Consider the following 19763-nt stretch of genomic DNA (forward strand, 5'->3'; position numbering starts at 1 on the left):
CGTCCGGTCAGCGCACGCACCGCAGCTCGAGGAAGACCCCGTTGGCCGCTTGGCCTTGGTCCACCGTGACCGCGCTGCAGCCCATCGCGTTCGGGTCCTTGCCGTTGCACGACTGGTAGCCCGACCCACCACTGCCGCGGCAGATGTCCGGGTCGTAGGTGACCCCCGCCGATGCGGCCCCCGGGGCCGCGAACACCGCACCGCCCACCATTGCGAGCGCAAGCAACGCCCGCTTGACGCCGAATGCCTTGCTCAAGACCGTTTCCCTTTCCGCTGACTCATCCAGGTGACGGGAAGCGTAGGAAGCGGCCTCATCACGGCATCATCGTCGGGCCATCGTCATCGCCGTCGCTCAACAGGAGGGCCGGTTGAAGGCGGATCCGCTGCCGGCCAGCCGAGTGATCGATTGATGGCAGAACGATGGCAGGTCCTGTGATCGTGCCCTGACGAGACCGTCTCGAGCCGAGACGACCGGCGCACATGAAGGAGCACACATGAGTAGAGGAATTCGAGTCATCGTCGCCGGGCTGGCCGCAATGGCGACGTTCGCCGTCGGCGCACCGGCGCAGGCCAAGGCGGGAGGGGGATCGGCCGCTCCCCTTGGTTCCCCGAAGAACCCGGCAATGATCACGGCCACGTCCGGATGCGGCTCGCTCTGCGACGGCAAGGACCCGGCCACGTACACCGTCAACATCGGCGGCGTCGTCACCACCTGCGGCGCGGACGCCATCACGCCCAAGTTGTCCGACGGCTACGTGTACCGGGTCACGGACCCGCTGGGCAACGTCGAGCTGCGGTACAGCCCGAGGTGCCGAACGGCGTGGGCGAGGACCAGCTCCAGCAACGTGTCGTTCAAGGTAATCAGCCGGTACACCACCGGCACCTATCGCACGACGATGTCGGCCTACTCCCCGGACACCTGGACGGCGATGGTGAACGACGCCAACCTCGAGGCGCAGGCCTGCTTCCAGCCGATCGGTCCGTACAGCGGTTGGGCCTGCACCCGTTGGTACTGAGGCCGATCGGTCCAGCACTGCCGGCGACCACCGTGGTGGTCGCCGGCAGTGCTGTTCACGCCGGCACTTCCGCCGACACGCCGATGCCCGACACGGATCGCCGTCGCCGGGCCGCCAGCCACGGTGCGTCCGGGCTTCCGTCCAGGACGCCGCCGTCCGGGTCGTCCAGGTAGGTGGTGCGGACCGCGTCCCGCTCGGGGCGCAGGATGTCCCGGATCACGAAGCCGCAGAGCACCGCGACGGTGACCAGCCGGAGGCTGGCGGCGAGCACGAAGACGCCCTCGGGAAAGACCGGCCGGCTGGTGGCCGCGCCGAGCAGCTCGCCGTAGAAGGCGACGAAGTAGCAGACCTCGGCGAACTGCCAGGCCAGGAAGGCGCCCCAGCGCGGCCGGGCCAGCACCGCGAGCGGGAGCAGCCAGAGCACGAACTGCTGGGACCAGACCTTGCTGAAGATCAGGAAGGCGGCGACCACTAGAAAGGCGAGCTGGGCGAGCCGGGGCCGGCGGGGAGCGAACAGCGCCAGCGCGCCCACGCCCAGGCAGGCCAGGCCGAAGAGCAGATAGGACACCCAGTTGAGGGTGGGGATGTGCGCGTTCAGCCACTCGAAGGGCCCGAGGTCACCGGGGGCCGATGGGCCGACCTTGCCGTCGAGGTACCGGCCGATGTACCAGAGGGTGCCCCAGTCGATGGGACGGGTGGTGTTCAAATCGAAGAACCGGCTCCAGCTCTCCCGGTACGGGATCGCCACCGGCAGGTTGACCACGACCAGCGCCACCACGCCGGTGAGGGTGGCGGTGAGCGCGGCGCGCAGCCGCCCGGCGCGCAGTCCGAGCACCAGGATCGGGCCGAGGAGGAAGAGCGGCCACATCTTCGCCGCCCCGGCGAGTCCGAGCAGGACGCCGGCCGTCGCCGGACGGCGTCGGGCCCAGGCCAGCAGCCCGAAGGCGGCGAGTCCGACGGCGAGCAGGTCCCAGTTGACGGTGGCGGTCAGCAGCAGGGCCGGGGCGAGCGCGAACATCGCCGCGTCCCAGGGCCGTCGTCGCCTCAGGTTGAGGATGATGGCGACGGTGGCCACGGCGAGCGCGCTGAGCACCAGCGCGTTGAGGTTGTAGAACCACTGCCCCTGGTTGATCCCCGGGTCATCGACGCCGAGGGCGTGCACCGGCAGCCCGAGCGCCCCCATGAAGTAGCCGGTCAGCACCGGGTACTCGACCGGGTGGTCGGCGTAGGGCACCTTGCCCTCGTTGAGCCCCTCGGCGTAGTAGAGCGCCAGCACATCGGTGTAGCACATGCGGGTGTACTGCGCGTTGTTCTGCCAGGCGCCGTCCTGGCAGGGCGACTTCTGCACCCAGTGCAGGGCGAGCGTCAGGCAGACCAGCGCCAGCACGATCCGGGCGGCGGTCCAGAATCGGCCCTCCCGGCCGGCCGGCCGGTCCAGGGTGACGGCGTGGTCGCCGAGCGGGCCACCGATCAGCTCGGAAGCGCCGCGAACGAAGCCGTCCGAGCGGGACGGGTGGTCGGTCGTCCCGCTGTCGTCGATGCCTGCCGTCGACTGGTTGCTCATGGAGAGGCATCCTGCCGTATCCCGAGCGACCTTGGGAACGGATGCCTGACGGCGGCGGGCCGGGCCGGTGGCCCAGCCCGCCCGTCGGGCACTTCGTTCTGTACGTTCGCCGCGCCCGACCGACCTAGTACTTGTCGGTCCACGAGGTGGTCGGCCCCGACGTCGCCCAGGCCTGAGCCTCCAGGTTGGCGTCGCCGACCATCACCGTGTAGTAGTTGCCGGCGAATCCGCTGTACTGCTTCCGGGGCGTTCCGTCCAGATAGAAGCTCTTGATGGTCGGGTAGTAGAAGTCGCTGCCGACCCGGGTCCAAGCGGTCCGGCACCGGGGGCTGTAGCGGAGTTCCAGGGTGATGGAGTTGGTGTTGCTCGCGACGGTGGTGGCGTCGTCGGCGCACTTGTAGTAGCAGTTCGAGCAGTAGTCGTAGTAGACCTTGTACGTCGCGGGGTTCTTACCGTCACATTCTGAGCGGCACCCGTAGTAGGCGAGTTCGGCCGCCGGCACATAGGCGCTGTCCGCCTCCATGATGAACGCCCCGCCGGGGGCTGGTTCGATACCTGCGGCGCCGGCGGGCGCGGCCGCTCCCACGACTGCCAGGATCAGAGCGACGACCATCCCGAGGGCTCGTGCCACAGAACGCATCGCCATGCTTCCTCCTCTGCTCGGCCGACCATTGGTGCCAGCCTCACACCGTCGCCCGTTGGCCCGTCATCAAGCGCAGTCGCCTGCTGACTGACGGTGATGGGGATTCGATGGCCTGTCGGGGTAGAAGCGCAGCCGGAAACGCCGACGGCGGCCGGACCAGTGGTCCGGCCGCCGTCGTCAGGGCGCTGCCGTCAGTACGTCTGCCGTGGTGGGGTGCTCGGCAGGAGGCCGCCACCACCACCACCGTTACCCGGTCCCGGCGGGAGGTCCGGCCCGTTGTTGCCGCCACCGTTGTTGTTGCCGCCCGGGCAGAACAGGCCGAGCGGGTCACAACCCGGCTGCTGACCCGGCTGCGGCTCCGGCGCCGGCGCCGGATCGCCGTTGCCGACGTCGTCCTTGCCGAGGTGCGCGGCGGGCGGGAAGTCCACCTTGTCCGTGCCCTTCAGGGCGTCGTTCATGAAGCGCTGGAAGATGGCGCCCGGCATCCGGGCACCACTGATGTCCCGCTTGTCGTTGTCGATGATCGCCAGTCGCTTGCCGACGTTGCCGACCCAGACGGCGGTGGCGAGCTGCGGCGTGTACCCGATCATCCAGGCGTCGCCGTTGTGCTCGCTGCCGTCACCGAGTTCCCAGGTGCCGGTCTTCTCGGCGGCCTTCCGGCCGTCGTCGAGGCGCCGGTTCACCTGGGCCGGGTACTCCTCCAGCACGGAGGTGACGTCCGCTACGACGTCCTTCCTGATGCGCTGCTGCGGCTTGAGCTTCTCGCCGCCTACCGTGTCCCACTTGCCGGTGACGGTGTTCTGCTTCTGCACCTTCTTCACGAAGTGCGCCTTGTTGTAGACGCCCTGGTTGGCGAAGGTGGCCACCCCGTTGGCATGGTCCAGCACGGTGATGGGGTACTTACCGAAGCCGACGTTGTAGTAGAACGGCTCCGGGGCCACCTCCGAGCCCTTCAGCTTGGTGAGGTCGTAGTCCTTCGCCGGGTCGGTGTCCGTCCGCCACATCGTGGTGACGCCCGCCCGCTTGGCCATGTCGACGACCTTGTCCGGGCCGATCTGCTGGGTGACGTGCCAGAACGGCACGTTCAGCGAGAGCAGCGTCGACTTCTCCAGGGTGCAGGAGTCGTGGCAGGACGGGTCGGCATGTCCCGCGTTGCTGATCGGATCCTTGAAGCCTTCCGGCGTGAACGCCTTGCCCTTCCAGCGCGACTTGACGGAGATGTCGTTGTCGAGCGCCGCGGCCAGGGTGTAGATCTTGAAGCTCGAACCCGGCGAGTGGCCGCCACTCAGCACGCCCTTGTTGTCGACGTTCTTGCCGGCGTAGTCGAAGTCGGTGCCGTTGTCCCCGCCGTAGTAGGCCTTCACGGCGCCGGTCCTCGGGTCGATCGCCACCACGGCGGCCATCAGGTTCTTCCGCTGACCGTAGAGCTCGGAGCCCTTCCTGGCCCGCTGGGCCGCGTCGAGCGCCGCCTCCTGCATCTTGGGGTCGATGGTGGTGAAGACCTTGTAGCCGCCCCGGCTCAGCGCCTGCGAGCAGAGCGGCTTGTCCGGCGTGGCTGCCGCCTGGTCGTCGGTGCACAGCTTCATCTCGCGCATTTCCTGCGAGACGTAGTTGACCACGTTGCCGTACGGCGTGTTGACACCGAAGTCCGCGCCGTTGTTCTTCGTCGGCTTCTTCAGCGTCTTCGTCGGATACGCGGTGGGGTGCGCCGGCATGTTGGGCGCGTCGAGCCACTTCTCGGCGATCATGCCGTTGATGACGTAGTTCCACCGGTCCAGCGCATCCGTCGGGTTGATCGCCGGGTCGTAGCCCTTGTGGCCGCCCGGCGTCGTGCTCGGCTCGGGCTGCTTGATCAACGCGGCGAGCACCGCGGCCTCCGCCACGGTCAGCTTGGAGACGTCCTTGCCGAAGTAGGTCTGCGCAGCCGCCTGGATGCCGTACGCGCCGCGGCCGAAGTAGATCACGTTCAGGTAGTGCTGCATGATCGTCGGCTTGTCGTACTTGTCGTTCAGCTTGGAGGCGAGGATCGCCTCCTTCACCTTGCGGCCGTACGTGTCCTGGTTCAGGTTGTCGAAGGCGTTGCGGGCGTACTGCTGGGTGATGGTCGAGGCGCCCTGCTTGTCACCGCCGGTGAGGTTGTTCCAGGCGGCGCGGGCGATGCCCTTGTAGTCCACCCCGGAGTGCCGGTAGAAGTTCCGGTCCTCGGCCGCGGCCACCGCGTGCTGGACGTACTCCGGGATCTGGTTGATGGTCACCAGCTGCCGGTTCTGGTCACCGATCTTCGCGATGACCGTCTTGTTGTCGCCGGCGTAGATCGTGGTGGAGAGCGGCGGGATGGTGTCCTCGGGGAGAATGACGTTGGTCGAGTAGTAGGTAAAGCCGACCACGCCGATGCCGGCGAGCATGATGAAGACGGCGAAGCCCGCGATCAGCATGTTGATCCGCCGACGCTTCTTCGCCCGGGCCGCCGCCGCCGGGTCGTCACCGCGACCACCCCGGCCGGGCCCCGTCGGGCCGCCCGGCCCACCGGGGCCACCGCCCACCATGCCGGGCACACCGGCACGGGCCACCGCGGCGCGGCCACCCACGGCCGCCGAGCCGACGCTCGCCCGACCGGCCGTACCCACGCTCGCCGCGCCGACCGAGGCGCGGCCGGCGGGACCCGCCGGGGACACCGGGACCGAGGCACGGCCGGCACCGGCGCGCCCCGAGGCGCCGCCGGGAGCGGGCGAGACCGGGACCGAGGCACGGCCCGCGCCGGCCCGACCGACGGAGGCCGAGCCCGCAGCGCCGCGCGGCACCGGGGCGGCGCCACCGACCGAGGCACGCCCGCCGGACCCGGATGACCAACCGTTCCCGCGCGGGCTCCCTCCGGAACCGGGGTCACCGTTCGGGCCCGGGATCTGGGCCCGCCCACGCGAAGAACTGGGATCGCCGTAGTTCATTCCTCACACCCTGCCGGTCGCGGTGGGGCGCGGGGGCGCCACCACCGGGTTGCCGTGAGCTGCGACACGAGACGCTACACCCCGGGCGGGCCGGGGCGCAGTCGTCAAATCCGATCTATTCGGACTATTCAGACCTAAAAGCTGTCGGGTGCGCCACCCGCCGGTACCGCGGGGCTCGACCCGGACAGCCGAATTCACCGTTGCGCCTCTCGCCTTCGACGAGGGGTGGAAACGGTCGGCGCGGACGAGCCGCTCACCGCCTCCTGCTCCGACCCGTCCTCGACACCACCGGCCAGGCCGTCCCGGCCGAGCAGGAACTGCTCGACGAGATGGTTCCAGTCACAGCCGGGGCACACCTCCACCACGAACACCTGGAACTCACGCAGCGTCATCGCGAGCAGCGACAACTCGGCCCGGTTACGCGCCTGGCCGGCGGACTGCTTGAGTTCGTCGCCGTAAATGTAGTGGACGTGGATGAGGTTCTCGCTGCGACAGATCGGGCAGCGCTCCTCGGTGGGCTCGCCGTGGAACCGGGCGGCGTTCTTCAGGTACGGCGAGGCGTCGCAGACGTCGTACGTGCCGGTCCGGCTGGCGAGCAGGTCACGCAGCACCGCTCGCTTCTGGAGCGAGTAGTCGACGACCTGGCGCTGCGTACGCATGCGGCAAAGGGTACGCGGTCCGGCGGGGCGAGGCGACCACCGTCACGATCCGTGATGACGGCGCCGCGCAAACGGGGGTTTGCCCTGATCATGGGTCTCCGCTAACGTGCGATGTATCGGTCCGATACATCGCGGCGGTTACGACTCCGCGCCGGGGGTAAGAAGGGGTGGCCCGTGCTCGAGTTCGCCATCCTGGGCCTCCTGCAGGAGGCTCCGATGCACGGCTATGAGCTGCGCAAGGAGTTGACCGCCAAGCTCGGCGCCATCCGGGCGGCGATCAGCTACGGCTCCCTCTATCCGACCCTGCGCCGGTTGCAGGCGGCGGGATGGATCACCGAAGCCGCCGAGACGCCCGCGACCGCCGAGGAGGTTCCCGCCCTGACCAGCCGGCGAGGTCGGGTGGTCTACACCATTACCGCGGAGGGCAAGGAACGCTTCGCCCAGCTGATAGCGCAGGCTGGGCCGGAGACGTACGACGACACGGGCTTCGGGGTGCATTTCGCGTTCTTCGCCCGGACCGACCAGGCCACCCGGCTCCGGATCCTGGAAGGTCGCCGTCGGAAGATCGAGGAGCGTCGCGAAGGCCTTCGTGACGTGCTCGGCCGGGCAGCCGAGCGCCTCGACGCGTACACCCTGGAACTGCAACGCCACGGGCTCGACGCCTGTGAGCGCGAGGTTCGCTGGCTGGAGGAGCTCATCGCCAACGAGCGCTCCGGCCGAGCCCCGACGGTCCCGCAACCCGGGACGGCCGGCGGCCGACGAGAAGAAGACAGCCCGCCCCCGCCTGGAGAGTCCAGGAAAGAGCGGCCGTGATGAAGAAGAAGGAGGCAGACGCTATGGGCTCCGTCCGCGTCGCCATCGTCGGTGTGGGTAACTGCGCCTCGTCCCTCGTACAGGGCGTGGAGTACTACCGGAACGCCGACCCGAACGACCGCGTCCCGGGTCTCATGCACGTCACCTTCGGCGACTACCACGTCTCGGACGTGAAGTTCGTCGCGGCGTTCGACGTGGACGCCAAGAAGGTGGGCATGGACCTCGCCGAGGCGATCGTGGCCAGCGAGAACAACACCATCAAGCTGTGCGACGTGCCGCCGACCGGCATCACCGTGCAGCGCGGCCCGACCTTCGACGGTCTCGGCCAGTACTACCGCGAGATCATCGAGGAGTCGGACGTCGAGCCGGTCGACGTGGCCCAGGCGCTGCGCGACGCGCAGGTCGACGTCGTCGTCTCCTACCTGCCGGTGGGCTCCGAGCAGGCCGACAAGTTCTACGCCCAGGCCGCGATCGACGCCGGCTGCGCGTTCGTGAACGCCCTGCCGGTCTTCATCGCCTCCGACCCGGAGTGGGCCAAGAAGTTCGAGGACGCCGGCCTGCCGATCGTCGGTGACGACATCAAGAGCCAGGTGGGCGCCACCATCGTGCACCGCGCCCTGGCGAAGCTCTTCGAGGACCGCGGGGTCGAGCTGCTGCGCACGTACCAGCTCAACTTCGGCGGCAACATGGACTTCATGAACATGCTGGAGCGCAACCGCCTGGTCTCGAAGAAGATCTCCAAGACCCAGTCGGTGACCTCCCAGATCCCGCACGAGATGCAGAAGAGCGACGTGCACATCGGCCCGTCGGACCACGTGCCGTGGCTCGACGACCGCAAGTGGGCGTACATCCGCCTGGAGGGCCGCTCCTTCGGTGACACCCCGCTCAACGCCGAGCTCAAGCTCGAGGTGTGGGACTCGCCGAACTCGGCCGGTGTCATCATCGACGCCGTCCGCGCCGCGAAGATCGCGCTGGACCGGAAGATCGGTGGCCCGATCCTCTCCGCCTCCTCGTACTTCATGAAGTCCCCGCCGAAGCAGTACGCCGACCACGACGCGCACGCCGCCGTCGAGGCGTTCATCAAGGGCGAGGTCGAGCGCTGACGCGCTGACACGCAGGAAAAGAGGCCGGGTCCGCACGGACCCGGCCTCTTTCGTCCGCGTACGTCAGGACCAGGCGCGTCGCAGCGCCACCGCCGCCTCCAACTCCAGCAGGGTCACCTTGCGCGGCAGCCCGCCGCCGAAGCCCACCAGCTTGCCGCCGGCCCCGACGATCCGGTGGCAGGGCACGATCACCGGCACCGGATTGCGGTTGCAGGCCACCCCGACCGCCCGGGCCGCGCCCGGATCACCGACCGCCTTCGCCACCTCGCCGTAGGTCAGCGTCTCCCCGTACGGGATGCGGATCATCTCCCGCCACACCGCGCGCTCGAACTCCGAGCCGCGCAGCACCGCGACCGGGACGGTGAACTCGGTCAGCTCGCCGGCGAAGTAGGCGCGCAGCTCGGCCAGCGCCCGGCCGGCCAGCTCGCCACTGGGCTCCTCGGTGGCCGACGCCACCCGGCCGAAATGCGCCGCGCGGACGGCCTCGCCGTCGGTGGCGACGGAGAACTCCCCGATCGGCGAGTCGAGCACGGTCCAGCGCATGCCCCCATTCTTGCCGATCGGTGGGACAGGGACGGCCGCGACCGGGAGCGCACTGAGCCGCGGCGCAGCCGGCGACCTTGCGCGACGTCGATACCGTGCAGGTCGTGGCCACGGGGACGTTCCTTTTCCTGATCATCGGCGGGGCGGGAGTCGGCGTACTCGCCCTCGCGCTGGTCGGCGCAGGACTGCTGCACATCGGCCACCCGGACGTCGACGGTCCGGTGTCGCTGGAGGCGGTCGCCGGGTTCACCGGCGCCTTCGGCTTCGGCGCCGCCATCGTCAACGAGTTGCTCGGTGGGCGTACCCCCGGAATGATCGCGGCGGCGGTGGCCGGCGGCGCGGCGGCCGCCGTGCCCACCGCGTGGCTCGCGGCCCGGCTCAGCCGGGCGGCCCGCAACATGCGAACCGACGCCACGCCCACCCGCGACCACCTGGTCGGCGCGACCGGCCTGGTGGTCACCCCCATCCCGACCGGCGGCTACGGCGAGGTGCGGGTACGCCTCGCCGGGCAACCGGTGAAGCTCAACGCCCGCGCCGACCATCCGCTCCCGGTCGGTGCCCGGATCTTCGTGGTCGAAGCGCTCAGCGAGACCAGCGTGCACGTCGAGACCTACTGATTTCCCCTTCGCACAGACGGGAACGCCCATGCCCCTGCTCGTCGCCATCGGCGGCGCGGTCCTCCTCGCCGTCCTCCTCGTCCTGTTCGTCCTCTCTCGGATCAAGGTGGCCGGCCCGAACCAGGCGTTCATCGTGACCGGCCGCAAGGGCCGGACCACCCAGACCGCCGACGGCGGCCGGGCCACCGACATGTCCGGGCAGAAGGTGGTGCTCGGTGCCTCGGTCTTCGTCCTGCCCGTGGTACAGAAGCTCCAGTCCCTCGACCTGTCCAGCCGCCGGATCGACGTCAGCATCCGCGGTGCGGTGAGCAAGCAGGGGATCCGTACCGACCTGCACGGCGTCGCCATCGTCAAGGTCGGTGGCACCGAGGACGCGATCCGCGCCTCCGCCCAGCGCTTCCTGAACCAGCAGGAGGAGATCGACAACTTCACCCGGGAGGTGCTGGCCGGCGCGCTCCGCTCGATCGTCGGACGGCTCACCGTCGAGGAGATCATCCGGGACCGGGCGGCGTTCGCCAGCGCGGTCGCCGAGGAGGCCGAGCACTCGATGACCAACCAGGGCCTGGTGCTGGACACCTTCCAGCTCCAGGACATCCTGGCCGAGGGCTCGTACCTGCAGGACCTGGGCCGGCCGGAAGCGGCCCGGGTGCTCAAGGACGCGGCCATCGCCGAGGCGCGGGCACGGCAGCAGGCCGAGCAGGAGCGGCTGCTCGCCGAGGAGGCCATCGCCGAGGCGAACCGCAACCTGGCGCTCAAGCAGGCCGCCATCCAGGCCGAGATCGACGCGGCGAAGGCGAAGTCGGCGGCGGCCGGCCCGCTCGCCCAGGCCGAGCGGGACCAGGCGATCCTCTCCGAGCAGCAGAAGGTGGCCGAGCGGAACGCCGAGCTGAAGCAGCGGCAGCTCGACACCGAGGTGCGCAAGCCGGCCGACGCCGCCCGCTACAAGGTCGAGCAGGAGGCCGAGGCGGCCCGCAACGCGGCCGTGCTCAACGCGGACGCCCAGCGCCAGGCGACGATCGCCGCCGCACAGGCCGCCGCCGAGCAGGCCCGCCTCACCGGTGAGGGCGAGCGGGCCCGCCGGGCCGCGCTGGCCGAGGCGAACGCGATCGAGGGCGCCAAGGAGGGTGAGGCCGAGCAGCGCCGGCGGAGCGCGATCGCCGAGGCGGTCGAGCGCGAGGGCCAGGCCGAGGCGGCCGCGATCCTGGCCAAGGGACAGGCCGAGGCCGACGCGATGGCCCGCAAGGCCGAGTCGTTCGCCGCGTACGGCGAGGCGGCCGTGCTGGACCTGCTGGTCAAGGTGCTGCCGCAGGTGGTCGAGGCGGCCAGCGCCCCGATCGGCGCGATCGACAAGATGACCGTCATCTCGACCGACGGCGCGTCCTCGCTGACCAAGTCGGTGGCCGGGAACGTGGCCCAGGGCCTCCAGCTCGGCAGCGACCTGACCGGCATCGACCTGGCCGGCCTGCTCGCCAAGCTGGGCAGCGCAAACCGCAACGGGAACACCAAGCCGGCCGTCGACGCCTGACCGGCGAGCGCGGGGCCCCCGGCGTCGGCCGGGGGCCCTGTCGTCAGTCGAGGAGGCCCTGCTCCCGGGCCCAGCGGAGCAGCTCCGCCTCGGCCTCGTCGCGGTCCAGCGGGCCGCGCTCCAGCCGCAGCTCCTTGAGGTGCTGCCACGCCTTCCCGACGAGCGGCCCCGGCGGTACGCCGAGCAGTTCCATGATCGCGTTGCCGTCCAGGTCGGGGCGGACCCGGGCCAGGTCCTCCTCGGCCGCGATCCGGGCGATCCGTTCCTCCAGCGCGTCGTAGTCGGCGGCGAGCTGGGCCGCCTTGCGCCGGTTGCGGGTGGTGCAGTCGGAACGGGTCAGCTTGTGCAGCCGGGCAAGCAGGTCGCCGGCGTCGGTGACGTACCGGCGGACCGCCGAGTCGGTCCACTCGCCCCGGCCGTACCCGTAGAAGCGCAGGTGCAGGCCGACCAGCTTGACCACCTGGGCCGTCACGTCCTTGGGGTAGCGCAGCGCCTTCATCCGGACCTTGGTCAGCCGGGCGCCGACCACCTCGTGGTGGTGGAAGCTGACCCGGCCGTCCCCGCCGACCGCCTTGGTGGCCGGTTTGCCGACGTCGTGCAGCAGGGCGGCCATCCGCAGCACGAAGTCGCAGCCGTCCTCCTCCAGCGCCATGGCGTTGCTGACCACGGTGAGGGTGTGCTCGTAGACGTCCTTGTGCTGGGCGTGCTCGTCGATGGTCAGCTTCAGCCCGGTCAGCTCCGGGAGGAACCGCTCGGCCAGCCCGGTGTCGACCAGCAGCCGCAGCCCGGTGACCGGGTCGGCGCCGCAGAGCAGCTTGGTGAACTCGTCCCGGATCCGCTCGGCGGTGATGCGATCCAGGTCCGCGGCCATCCGGGTCATCGCCTCGCGGACGTCCGGGTGGACCGTGAAGCGCAGCTGGGCGGCGAACCGGGCCGCGCGCAGCATCCGCAGCGGGTCGTCGCGGAACGACTCCTGCGGCGTGCCCGGGGTACGGATGATCTTGGAAGCCAGGTCGGCCAGCCCGCCGTAAGGGTCGGTGAACCGGTGATCGGGGACGCTGACCGCCATCGCGTTGACGGTGAAGTCCCGGCGCTTCAGGTCCTCTTCCAGGCTGGTGCCGTACTCGACGACGGGGTTGCGGCTGACCTGGTCGTACGCCTCCGCACGGAAGGTGGTGACCTCCAGCCGGAGGCCGTCACGCTGGAGGCCGATGGTGCCGAACTCCCGCCCGGTCTCCCAGATCGACTCGGCCCAGCCCCGGACGATCTTCAGCGTCTCGTCCGGGTGGGCATCGGTACAGAAGTCAAGGTCCTCGCCGAGGCGGCCGAGGAGGGCGTCGCGTACCGATCCGCCCACCAGGTGCAGTTCGTGACCGGCCCGGGCGAAGCGCCGGCCGAGTTCGTCGGCGACCGGCGAGACGCGGAGCAGTTCGGCGACGGCGTTGCGCTGCGCGGCGGTCAGCTCACGGCGGTCGGCGGCGTGGGATGCGGAGGCTTCGGACATGGGATCGCCAGCCTATCGGTCCAGGACGCGATCAACTGCGCCGGGCGCGGGTAACCCACCGAGGTTGACTATCGTCTTGGGCGTGCGGGCCCGGAGGTCCGGCTCGGACGTACCCCTGGGAGGCTGGAGATGAGCGGCGGGCTCTACCGCAGCGCCAACGCGCACGGCGGCGGCCAGCCGCCGGACGACGAGGCGGTCTTCATCTCGGCCGAGCCGCTCAACCAGCCGGCGGTGGAGGCCACCGCGCCGCCGCAGGAGGTGGTGGCGGAGAGCAGCGCCGCGGCGAACAGCACGGTGATGGCGATCGGCAGCCTGGTCAGCCGGGGTACGGGCTTCATCCGCAACCTGATGATCGGCGCCGCCCTCGGCAACGCCGTCGGCGATGTGTACACCACCGCCCAGTTCCTGCCGAACCAGGTGTACGAGTTCCTGCTCGGCGGGGTGCTCACCAGCGTGCTGATCCCGGTGCTGGTCCGGCGGCGCAACGCCGACCCGGACCGGGGTGAGGCGTACGCCCAGCGGCTGCTCTCCCTCGCGGTCATCACCCTGGCCGCAGCCGCGCTGATCGCGGTGCTCCTCGCCCCGGTGCTGACCGCGATCTACGCGAGCGGCAAGGGGGCGGTGTACCAGGGGCTGGTCAACGACCTGTCCTACCTGATGCTGCCGATGCTGTTCTTCACCGGCGTGAGCGCGCTGATCGCCGCGGTGCTGAACACCCGGGGACACTTCGCCGCCCCGATGTGGGCGCCGATCCTCAACAACCTGGTGGTCATCGGCACCTTCGGCCTGTACATCGCCATCTACGGCGCCAAGGCGCTCCACCCGGACCAGATGACCGCCGGCCGGATCCTGCTGGCCGGCGGCGGCACCCTGCTCGGCGTGGCGGTGCAGGCCGCCGGGCTGCTGCCGGCGCTGCGCAAGGTCGGCTTCCGGTGGAAGTGGCGCTTCGACTTCCGCGAACTGGGCCTGCGCGAGCTGGCCCGGCTCGGCGGCTGGATGTTCTGCTACGTCGGGGTCAACCAACTCGGCCTCTTCGTGGTGGTCAACCTGCTGCTGCGGGGTGCCAGCGGGAAGAACGCCGGCCTGCTGATCTACAACAACGTCTTCCTGCTGCTGATGATGGCGCACGGCATCATCGCCGTCTCGATCATCACCGCGCTGATGCCCCGGATGAGCGCGGCCGCCGCCGAAGGCCGGTTCCGCGACGTCACCGCCGACCTGTCCCGGGGCACCCGGATGGTCACCGCGGTGCTCGCCCCGATCGCCGTCTGCTACGCGGTGCTGGCCGGCCCGATCTCGGTGGTGGTCTTCCGGTACGGCGCCTTCACCGGCGACAACGCCGTGGCCACCTCGACCGTGCTGCTGGTGGCGGCGCTCGGCCTGGTCCCGTTCGCGATCAGCCAGCTCTTCACCTTCGCCTTCTACGCGCTGCCGGACACCCGGACCCCGGCCCTGGTCAACATCCCGGTGGTGGCGTTGCGGGTGCTCCTCCAGGTCGGCCTCTTCCTCGCCTTCTCGGCCACCTTCGCGGCGGCCGGCATGATGCTCGGCAACGCCATCTCCTACGTGGCCGCGGCGGTGATCTCGGCGATGCTGCTCCGTCCGCGGGTCGGCCGGATCGGGCTGGGCGGGATCATGCGGACCATGGGCCGGGTGGTCGTCGCCGCGCTCGGCGCGGCCCTGGTCGGCCTGCTGGTGGTCAAGCTGCTCCCCGGCGACCCGGGCCACCTGAGCTGGCTCGCCGCGGCGGCCCAGCTGGTGATCGGCGGCGCGGTGATCGGCGCGACGTACCTCGGGCTGGCCATGGTGCTGCGGATCGGTGAGATCACCGAGGTGGTCGGCATGGTGCGGCGCCGGCTGGGCCGCTGACCGGCCCGGATGACGGACGGTGAACGAGGATCACCAGCCTGGGGATACGGCTGTGGATAACTCGGGATTGCGCCGCGCAGTAGGCCCCTCGGCCTGTGGACAACCATCCGTAAGGATGAGGGTGGGCGACCCGCCCGAGGGAATTCACAGGTACGTCGCACGGTCGCCACACCGGTGCGCCCCTGCGCCGACTACTTGCCGTCAACCTCTAGATTGGCTGAAGCGTGTTGTCAGTGACAGGGCAGGTTCGGGCCGCGACCCGGCCGGCCGCCGTGACCACTGGCGTCCCACCAACTCCGGCGGGAAGATGACATGTCGGGGAACCGGGCATCCCGGGTAAGGTCACTCACGACGGATACGGCAGGTGCCGACGTGGGCGTCGACACGGGTCCGCCGGTTCCTTCGAAGGCAGAGCGGAAAGCCACATGCCCAGCAGCACGGGTCCATCGATCGACACGATCACCGAGGGAGGACGGGTGACCCAGGTCGGCGAGGGTCAGGAGGCGGAGGAGACTGCCCCTCCGGTCATGACCTTCGGTGCTCCCACGGCCGGTGAGATCCTTGCCGATCGGTACGAGCTGGTCGAGCACATCAACAACGACAGCGCGGGCCGGCTGGTCTGGCGCGGGGTCGACGTCGTGCTGCGCCGTCCCGTCGCGGTGGTCCTCCGCTACCCGGGTGGCGACTCCGCCACCGAGATGCTCCAGGCCGCCGTGGCGGCCAGTCGGGTGATCCACCCCAACCTGGTCGGCGTCTACGACGCGATCGACGAGGCCGACCGGGCGTACGTCGTCCGCGAGTGGGTGGACGGCCAGTCCCTGCGCGAGCTGGTCGCCGGGGACGGGCCGCTGGACCCGGCCCGGGCGACCGCCATCGGCAACGCGGTGGCCAGCGCCCTCGCGGCGGTACACGCCACCGGCATGGTGCACGGCAACGTCCACCCCGGCACCGTCATGATCAGCGACGACGGCCGGGTGGTGCTGGCCGACGCGCGCACCGACGGCGCGGACAGCCAGGAGACCGACCTCCGGGCGGTTGGCGGGGTGCTCTACTTCGCGCTGACCGGCCACTGGCCGCACGGCGAGGCCCCGCTGCACGGCGCCACCGCCGGGCACGGCCGGGCCGCCCTGCCCGACGCGGTACGGGACGCCGGCGGCTCGATCGCCGCGCCCCGCCAGGTCCGCGCCGGGGTGCCGGCGTACCTCGACGACCTCACCATGGACCTGCTCGACCCGGAGATCGCCCCGCCCTCCTCGGACGTGCTCGCCGCCGAGCTGAGCCGGCTGGACATCCCCGCCGAGGACCACTTCCTGGACCAGGCCGGGCCGCTCCGGTTCACCGCCGACACCGGCGAGGAGCCGTCGCCGCTGGCCTCGGTCGCCGGCCGCAAGGTCGCCCTGGGCATCGCGGGCCTGCTGGCGGTGGCCCTGGTCGGCCTGCTCATCGGGATCAGCGCCCTGGGCGGCGACGACAAGGACCCGAAGACCGAGCCGGTGGCCCGCCCGTCCAGCAGCGCCCCCGCCACGGGCGACACCACCCCGGCCGCCCCAGCGGCGCGGCAGCTCCCCGTCGAGGACGTCCGGATCATCGACCCGGACAGCAGGACCCGCGACGAGCTGGAGGACGCCGAGCTGGTGATCGACGGCAACCTGGACAAGGGCTGGGAGACCGACACCTACACCCGGGCGAACTTCGGCAACTTCAAGCGCGGCATGGGGGTCTGGATCGACCTCGGCTCGCCGCACTCCGTGAAGTCGGTGCAGGCCGTGCTCTCCGCCACCGGCGCCTCCGCCCAACTTCTCGCCGGGACCGCCGACTTCCCGGTCAACTCCGCCGGCGACAAGCAGCTCCTGGCGAGCTACCTGAAGAAGCCGATCGGGCAGCCGTTCGAGGAGCACGACGGCACCAAGATGACCTTCAACGGGTTCGACCCGGAGCAGAAGTACCAGTACCTGCTCTTCTGGATCACCGAGCTCCCGCAGAAGGAAGGCGGCAGCGGCTACAAGGTGGGGGTCCAGGAGATCACGGTCCAGGGCTCGTGAACCGGCCGCCGCGGCTGCCGCACCGCCTCTTTCGGACGTGGTGATGACGGGTCGCGGCGGGCGTACGCCCGAGCCGGTGACCGGGGACGCCGCGACGACCGGTGGCTCCGACCTCGACCTGCTGCGCGCGCACGTGGCCGGCGACCGGGACGCCTTCACCGAGCTGTTCCACCGGCACCGGGACCGGCTCTGGGCAGTGGCCCTGCGTACCGTCGGCGACCGCGAGGAGGCGGCGGACGCGCTGCAGGACGCGATGCTCTCGGCGCACCGCGGGGCGGCCCGGTTCCGCGGCGACTCGGCGGTCACCACCTGGCTGCACCGGATCGTGGTGAACGCCTGCCTGGACCGGCTGCGGCGGCGGCAGACGCACGCCACGGTCCCGCTCCCCGACGGCGTGCACACCGACGGGGAGCCCGGCCGGCACACCGGCGGGGTGGAGCCGGCCGCGCCGGTCCGCGACCACGAGACCGCGCTGGTGGTCCGGCAGGCCCTCGCCGAACTGCCCGCCGAGCAGCGCGCCGCGCTGGTGCTGGTGGACGTGCAGGGCTACCCGGTGGCCGAGGTGGCCCGCATCCTCGGCGTCGCCGAGGGGACGGTGAAGAGCCGGTGTGCCCGGGGTCGGGCCCGGCTGGCCGTGCTCCTCGGGCACCTGCGTACCGGATCGGACGAGGGGACGGACGTGCGCCCGGTCACCGGGGGGAACCCACGCCCGCCCGAGGGCGTCGGATCCACGCCGGGGTGGTCCCGGCCGGACGCCAGCCAGGAGGAGACGTGACTGCCGGGAAGTTCAGCGGGGTCGACCACGACCTGCTCGCCGACTACGTCGGCGGGGCGCTGGACGGCACCCGGGAGCAGGAGACCGTCGCCCGGCTGGTCCAGGAGGACGCGGCCTGGGGCGACGCGTACGCCGAGCTGGTGCGGGCGCTGGACCTGGTGGACGCGGACCTGGCCGAATGGGCGGCCGGACCGGCGCCGGAGCTGCCCCTGGTCGTGGCGGACCGGATCACGGCGGCGCTCGCGGGCGCCGGCCCCGCACTGGCCGACGCCGCGCCGCTCACGGTGCCCGGGGTCGACGGCGACCCGGCCGACGTCCGCCACACCGTGCCGGCGCAGACGACCGGCGGGAGCCGACGGGCGAGGGGGGCGACCCGGCCGGCGGACGGCCCGGATCGCCGGACCGGTCCGGGCCGGCGCGCGCGGCACTGGGCCCGGATCGGCGTCCCGGTCGCCGTGGCGGCCGCCTCGATCACGGCGGTCGGGCTCGGGCTGAGCAACCTGGTCGGCACCGGCATCGGCGGTGCCGGCTTCTCCGCGCAGGACGCGGGCAAGCCGGCGGCGGTCCCGAGGAACGCCGCCCCCTACCGGATCAGCGCACCCACGACGAGCAGCGGCACGGACTACACCCCGGAGCGGTTGGCCGGCGGCCTCAGCAGCATGCTCGCCAGCCCGTCGCGAGAGAAGGGGAGTCGGCCGGGCCTGGCCCCGGAGGGCGGGCGGATGACCACTCCACTCGGGCTGGAACGGCTGGCCCGACCCGGAGCGCTGGACGCCTGCCTCACCGCGATCGGCATCGAGCACGGGTCCGGGTCGATCACCGTCGACCTGGTCGACTACGCGTCGTTCCAGGGGCTCCCCGCCCTGGTGGTGACCTTCGTCGACCCGGCGGGCAGCCGCTGGGCGTGGGCCAGCGGACCGGAGTGCGGCGTACCGGGCTCCGGCGCGGACACCCGGTTCCATGCGCGGGTAGGGTGAGGGCGCGGTCATCGGCGGATGCCGTTCCACGTGACGTGACCCACCGGATGACCGGATTGGGAATCCCCGCTTCGTACGATGACGTTCTGCAAGTCAGGCGCCGGCGCCGCCACGGTCCGCCGGCACTCGGGATCGACATCGTCCCGGCGGGGGATCAGCCGGAGCAGATGACGAACACACACATCGGGAGACGGCAGTGGACGAGGTCCGCAACCTGATCATCGTCGGCTCGGGGCCGGCCGGTTACACGGCGGCGGTCTATGCCGCGCGCGCCAACCTCAAGCCGCTCGTGATCGAGGGCGTGCAGTCCGGCGGCGCGTTGATGACCACCACCGAGGTGGAGAACTTCCCCGGTTTCGCGGACGGCATTCTCGGTCCCGAGCTGATGGACAACATGCGCAAGCAGGCCGAGCGGTTCGGCGCCGAGTTCCTGACCGACGACGTGACCCGGGTCGAGCTGAAGGACACCGGCGAGGTCGGCTCCGACGCGCTCAGCACCGTCTGGGTCGGCGAGACCGCGTACCGGGCCAAGGCGGTCATCCTCTCCACCGGCTCGGCCTGGCGTCCACTGGGCGTGCCGGGCGAGCAGGAGTACCTGGGCCACGGCGTGTCGTCCTGCGCCACCTGTGACGGCTTCTTCTTCCGTAACCAGCACATCGTGGTGGTCGGCGGCGGCGACTCGGCGATGGAGGAGGCCAGTTTCCTCACCCGGTTCGCCGAGTCGGTCACGATCATCCACCGCCGGGACTCGTTCCGGGCCAGCAAGATCATGGCCACGCGGGCGCTGGGCAACGACAAGATCAAGGTCGAGTGGAACACCGTCATCGAGGAGATCCTCGGCGACGACGGCAAGGTCAGCGGGGCCCGGGTCCGCAACGTGCACACCGGCGAGAGCAAGGTGCTCGACGTCACGGGCGTCTTCGTGGCGATCGGCCACGACCCGCGCAGTGAGCTCTTCCGCGGCCAGGTGGAACTCGACGACGAGGGGTACGTGAAGGTGCAGGCGCCGAGCACCCGGACCAGCGTCCCGGGTGTCTTCGCGGCCGGCGACGTGGTCGACCACACCTACCGTCAGGCGATCACCGCCGCCGGTACGGGCTGTGCGGCCGCGCTGGATGCCGAGCGCTTCATCGCCACCCTGCAAAGCTGAAACATCTTCATAACAGTT

General features: G+C 70.9%; 17 protein-coding genes. 10 read left to right on the forward strand and 7 right to left on the reverse strand.

What is annotated here, in order from left to right:
• Positions 1-7 precede the first annotated feature (7 nt).
• Positions 8-256 (reverse strand): hypothetical protein, encoded by a 249-nt coding sequence (locus ACZ6S5_RS05690; RefSeq protein WP_465998101.1) that lies wholly within the window; start codon positions 254-256, stop codon positions 8-10.
• A gap of 238 nt (positions 257-494) precedes the next feature.
• Between ACZ6S5_RS05690 and ACZ6S5_RS05695 the strand changes: the two genes are divergently transcribed.
• A complete protein-coding gene (locus ACZ6S5_RS05695) occupies positions 495-1016 on the forward strand; it encodes a DUF2690 domain-containing protein (protein WP_465998103.1) in 522 nt (173 codons plus the stop codon).
• A gap of 55 nt (positions 1017-1071) precedes the next feature.
• Here ACZ6S5_RS05695 and ACZ6S5_RS05700 read toward each other — a convergent pair whose 3' ends face one another.
• The 4 genes from ACZ6S5_RS05700 to ACZ6S5_RS05715 all read right to left on the reverse strand — a co-directional run bounded on the left by ACZ6S5_RS05700 (position 1072) and on the right by ACZ6S5_RS05715 (position 6827).
• Positions 1072-2580: a glycosyltransferase family 87 protein gene (locus ACZ6S5_RS05700; RefSeq protein ID WP_465998105.1), complete on the reverse strand. Its 1509-nt coding sequence runs from the start codon at positions 2578-2580 to the stop codon at positions 1072-1074.
• Positions 2581-2704: 124 nt separating this feature from the next.
• On the reverse strand, positions 2705-3226 hold the full coding sequence (locus ACZ6S5_RS05705; RefSeq protein WP_465998107.1) for a DUF2690 domain-containing protein: 522 nt from the start codon (positions 3224-3226) through the stop codon (positions 2705-2707).
• Positions 3227-3414: 188 nt separating this feature from the next.
• Positions 3415-6168, reverse strand: coding sequence for a transglycosylase domain-containing protein (locus tag ACZ6S5_RS05710; protein WP_465998109.1), 2754 nt, complete (start codon positions 6166-6168; stop codon positions 3415-3417).
• Between the two features lie 194 nt (positions 6169-6362).
• A complete protein-coding gene (locus ACZ6S5_RS05715; RefSeq protein ID WP_465998111.1) occupies positions 6363-6827 on the reverse strand; it encodes a DUF5318 domain-containing protein in 465 nt (154 codons plus the stop codon).
• Between the two features lie 174 nt (positions 6828-7001).
• Between ACZ6S5_RS05715 and ACZ6S5_RS05720 the strand changes: the two genes are divergently transcribed.
• Together ACZ6S5_RS05720 and ACZ6S5_RS05725 are read left to right on the forward strand one after the other, a co-directional pair.
• Positions 7002-7640: a PadR family transcriptional regulator gene (locus tag ACZ6S5_RS05720; protein ID WP_123242184.1), complete on the forward strand. Its 639-nt coding sequence runs from the start codon at positions 7002-7004 to the stop codon at positions 7638-7640.
• 23 nt (positions 7641-7663) lie between these two features.
• Positions 7664-8743: an inositol-3-phosphate synthase gene (locus ACZ6S5_RS05725; protein WP_465998113.1), complete on the forward strand. Its 1080-nt coding sequence runs from the start codon at positions 7664-7666 to the stop codon at positions 8741-8743.
• 63 nt (positions 8744-8806) lie between these two features.
• On the opposite strand, the gene ACZ6S5_RS05730 is transcribed toward ACZ6S5_RS05725, so the two are convergent.
• The gene (locus tag ACZ6S5_RS05730) at positions 8807-9286 is read right to left on the reverse strand and encodes a methylated-DNA--[protein]-cysteine S-methyltransferase (RefSeq protein WP_465998114.1); all 480 of its coding nucleotides are present in this window, start codon (positions 9284-9286) and stop codon (positions 8807-8809) included.
• A 95-nt stretch (positions 9287-9381) separates the two neighbouring features.
• Between ACZ6S5_RS05730 and ACZ6S5_RS05735 the strand changes: the two genes are divergently transcribed.
• Both ACZ6S5_RS05735 and ACZ6S5_RS05740 read left to right on the forward strand, forming a co-directional pair.
• On the forward strand, positions 9382-9903 hold the full coding sequence (locus ACZ6S5_RS05735; protein WP_465998289.1) for a hypothetical protein: 522 nt from the start codon (positions 9382-9384) through the stop codon (positions 9901-9903).
• A gap of 28 nt (positions 9904-9931) precedes the next feature.
• Positions 9932-11428 (forward strand): flotillin family protein, encoded by a 1497-nt coding sequence (locus ACZ6S5_RS05740; RefSeq protein WP_465998116.1) that lies wholly within the window; start codon positions 9932-9934, stop codon positions 11426-11428.
• 43 nt (positions 11429-11471) lie between these two features.
• On the opposite strand, the gene ACZ6S5_RS05745 is transcribed toward ACZ6S5_RS05740, so the two are convergent.
• The gene (locus ACZ6S5_RS05745; protein WP_465998118.1) at positions 11472-12932 is read right to left on the reverse strand and encodes a CCA tRNA nucleotidyltransferase; all 1461 of its coding nucleotides are present in this window, start codon (positions 12930-12932) and stop codon (positions 11472-11474) included.
• Between the two features lie 129 nt (positions 12933-13061).
• Here ACZ6S5_RS05745 and murJ point away from each other — a divergent pair, with 129 nt between their 5' ends.
• The 5 genes from murJ (at position 13062) to trxB (ending at position 19745) form a co-directional block, all read left to right on the forward strand.
• Positions 13062-14801, forward strand: coding sequence for a murein biosynthesis integral membrane protein MurJ (gene murJ, locus ACZ6S5_RS05750; RefSeq protein WP_465998120.1), 1740 nt, complete (start codon positions 13062-13064; stop codon positions 14799-14801).
• A 425-nt stretch (positions 14802-15226) separates the two neighbouring features.
• Positions 15227-16843, forward strand: a complete 1617-nt coding sequence (locus tag ACZ6S5_RS05755; protein WP_465998122.1) for a protein kinase family protein — start codon at positions 15227-15229, stop codon at positions 16841-16843.
• Between the two features lie 43 nt (positions 16844-16886).
• Positions 16887-17618 (forward strand): RNA polymerase sigma factor SigM, encoded by a 732-nt coding sequence (gene sigM / locus ACZ6S5_RS05760; protein WP_465998124.1) that lies wholly within the window; start codon positions 16887-16889, stop codon positions 17616-17618.
• Positions 17615-18595, forward strand: coding sequence for a serine/threonine-protein kinase (locus ACZ6S5_RS05765; RefSeq protein ID WP_465998126.1), 981 nt, complete (start codon positions 17615-17617; stop codon positions 18593-18595). The genes sigM and ACZ6S5_RS05765 overlap by 4 nt, the downstream gene beginning before the upstream one ends.
• A 196-nt stretch (positions 18596-18791) precedes the next feature.
• Complete coding sequence (trxB, locus tag ACZ6S5_RS05770) at positions 18792-19745, forward strand: thioredoxin-disulfide reductase (RefSeq protein ID WP_465998128.1); 954 nt, start codon at positions 18792-18794, stop codon at positions 19743-19745.
• Positions 19746-19763 lie beyond the last annotated feature (18 nt).

It is taken from the genome of Micromonospora sp. NPDC051924 (genome assembly GCF_055586005.1).

Excerpts from the sequence above, each read along its gene's own strand:
- ACZ6S5_RS05695 (WP_465998103.1), top strand. The coding sequence starts at position 495 with ATGAGTAGAGGAATTCGAGTCATCGTCGCCGGGCTGGCCGCAATGGCG.
- ACZ6S5_RS05700 (WP_465998105.1), bottom strand. The coding sequence starts at position 2,580 with ATGAGCAACCAGTCGACGGCAGGCATCGACGACAGCGGGACGACCGAC.
- ACZ6S5_RS05705 (WP_465998107.1), bottom strand. The coding sequence starts at position 3,226 with ATGGCGATGCGTTCTGTGGCACGAGCCCTCGGGATGGTCGTCGCTCTG.
- ACZ6S5_RS05710 (WP_465998109.1), bottom strand. The coding sequence starts at position 6,168 with ATGAACTACGGCGATCCCAGTTCTTCGCGTGGGCGGGCCCAGATCCCG.
- ACZ6S5_RS05715 (WP_465998111.1), bottom strand. The coding sequence starts at position 6,827 with ATGCGTACGCAGCGCCAGGTCGTCGACTACTCGCTCCAGAAGCGAGCG.
- ACZ6S5_RS05725 (WP_465998113.1), top strand. The coding sequence starts at position 7,664 with ATGGGCTCCGTCCGCGTCGCCATCGTCGGTGTGGGTAACTGCGCCTCG.
- ACZ6S5_RS05730 (WP_465998114.1), bottom strand. The coding sequence starts at position 9,286 with ATGCGCTGGACCGTGCTCGACTCGCCGATCGGGGAGTTCTCCGTCGCC.
- ACZ6S5_RS05740 (WP_465998116.1), top strand. The coding sequence starts at position 9,932 with ATGCCCCTGCTCGTCGCCATCGGCGGCGCGGTCCTCCTCGCCGTCCTC.
- ACZ6S5_RS05745 (WP_465998118.1), bottom strand. The coding sequence starts at position 12,932 with ATGTCCGAAGCCTCCGCATCCCACGCCGCCGACCGCCGTGAGCTGACC.
- murJ (WP_465998120.1), top strand. The coding sequence starts at position 13,062 with ATGAGCGGCGGGCTCTACCGCAGCGCCAACGCGCACGGCGGCGGCCAG.
- ACZ6S5_RS05755 (WP_465998122.1), top strand. The coding sequence starts at position 15,227 with ATGCCCAGCAGCACGGGTCCATCGATCGACACGATCACCGAGGGAGGA.
- sigM (WP_465998124.1), top strand. The coding sequence starts at position 16,887 with ATGACGGGTCGCGGCGGGCGTACGCCCGAGCCGGTGACCGGGGACGCC.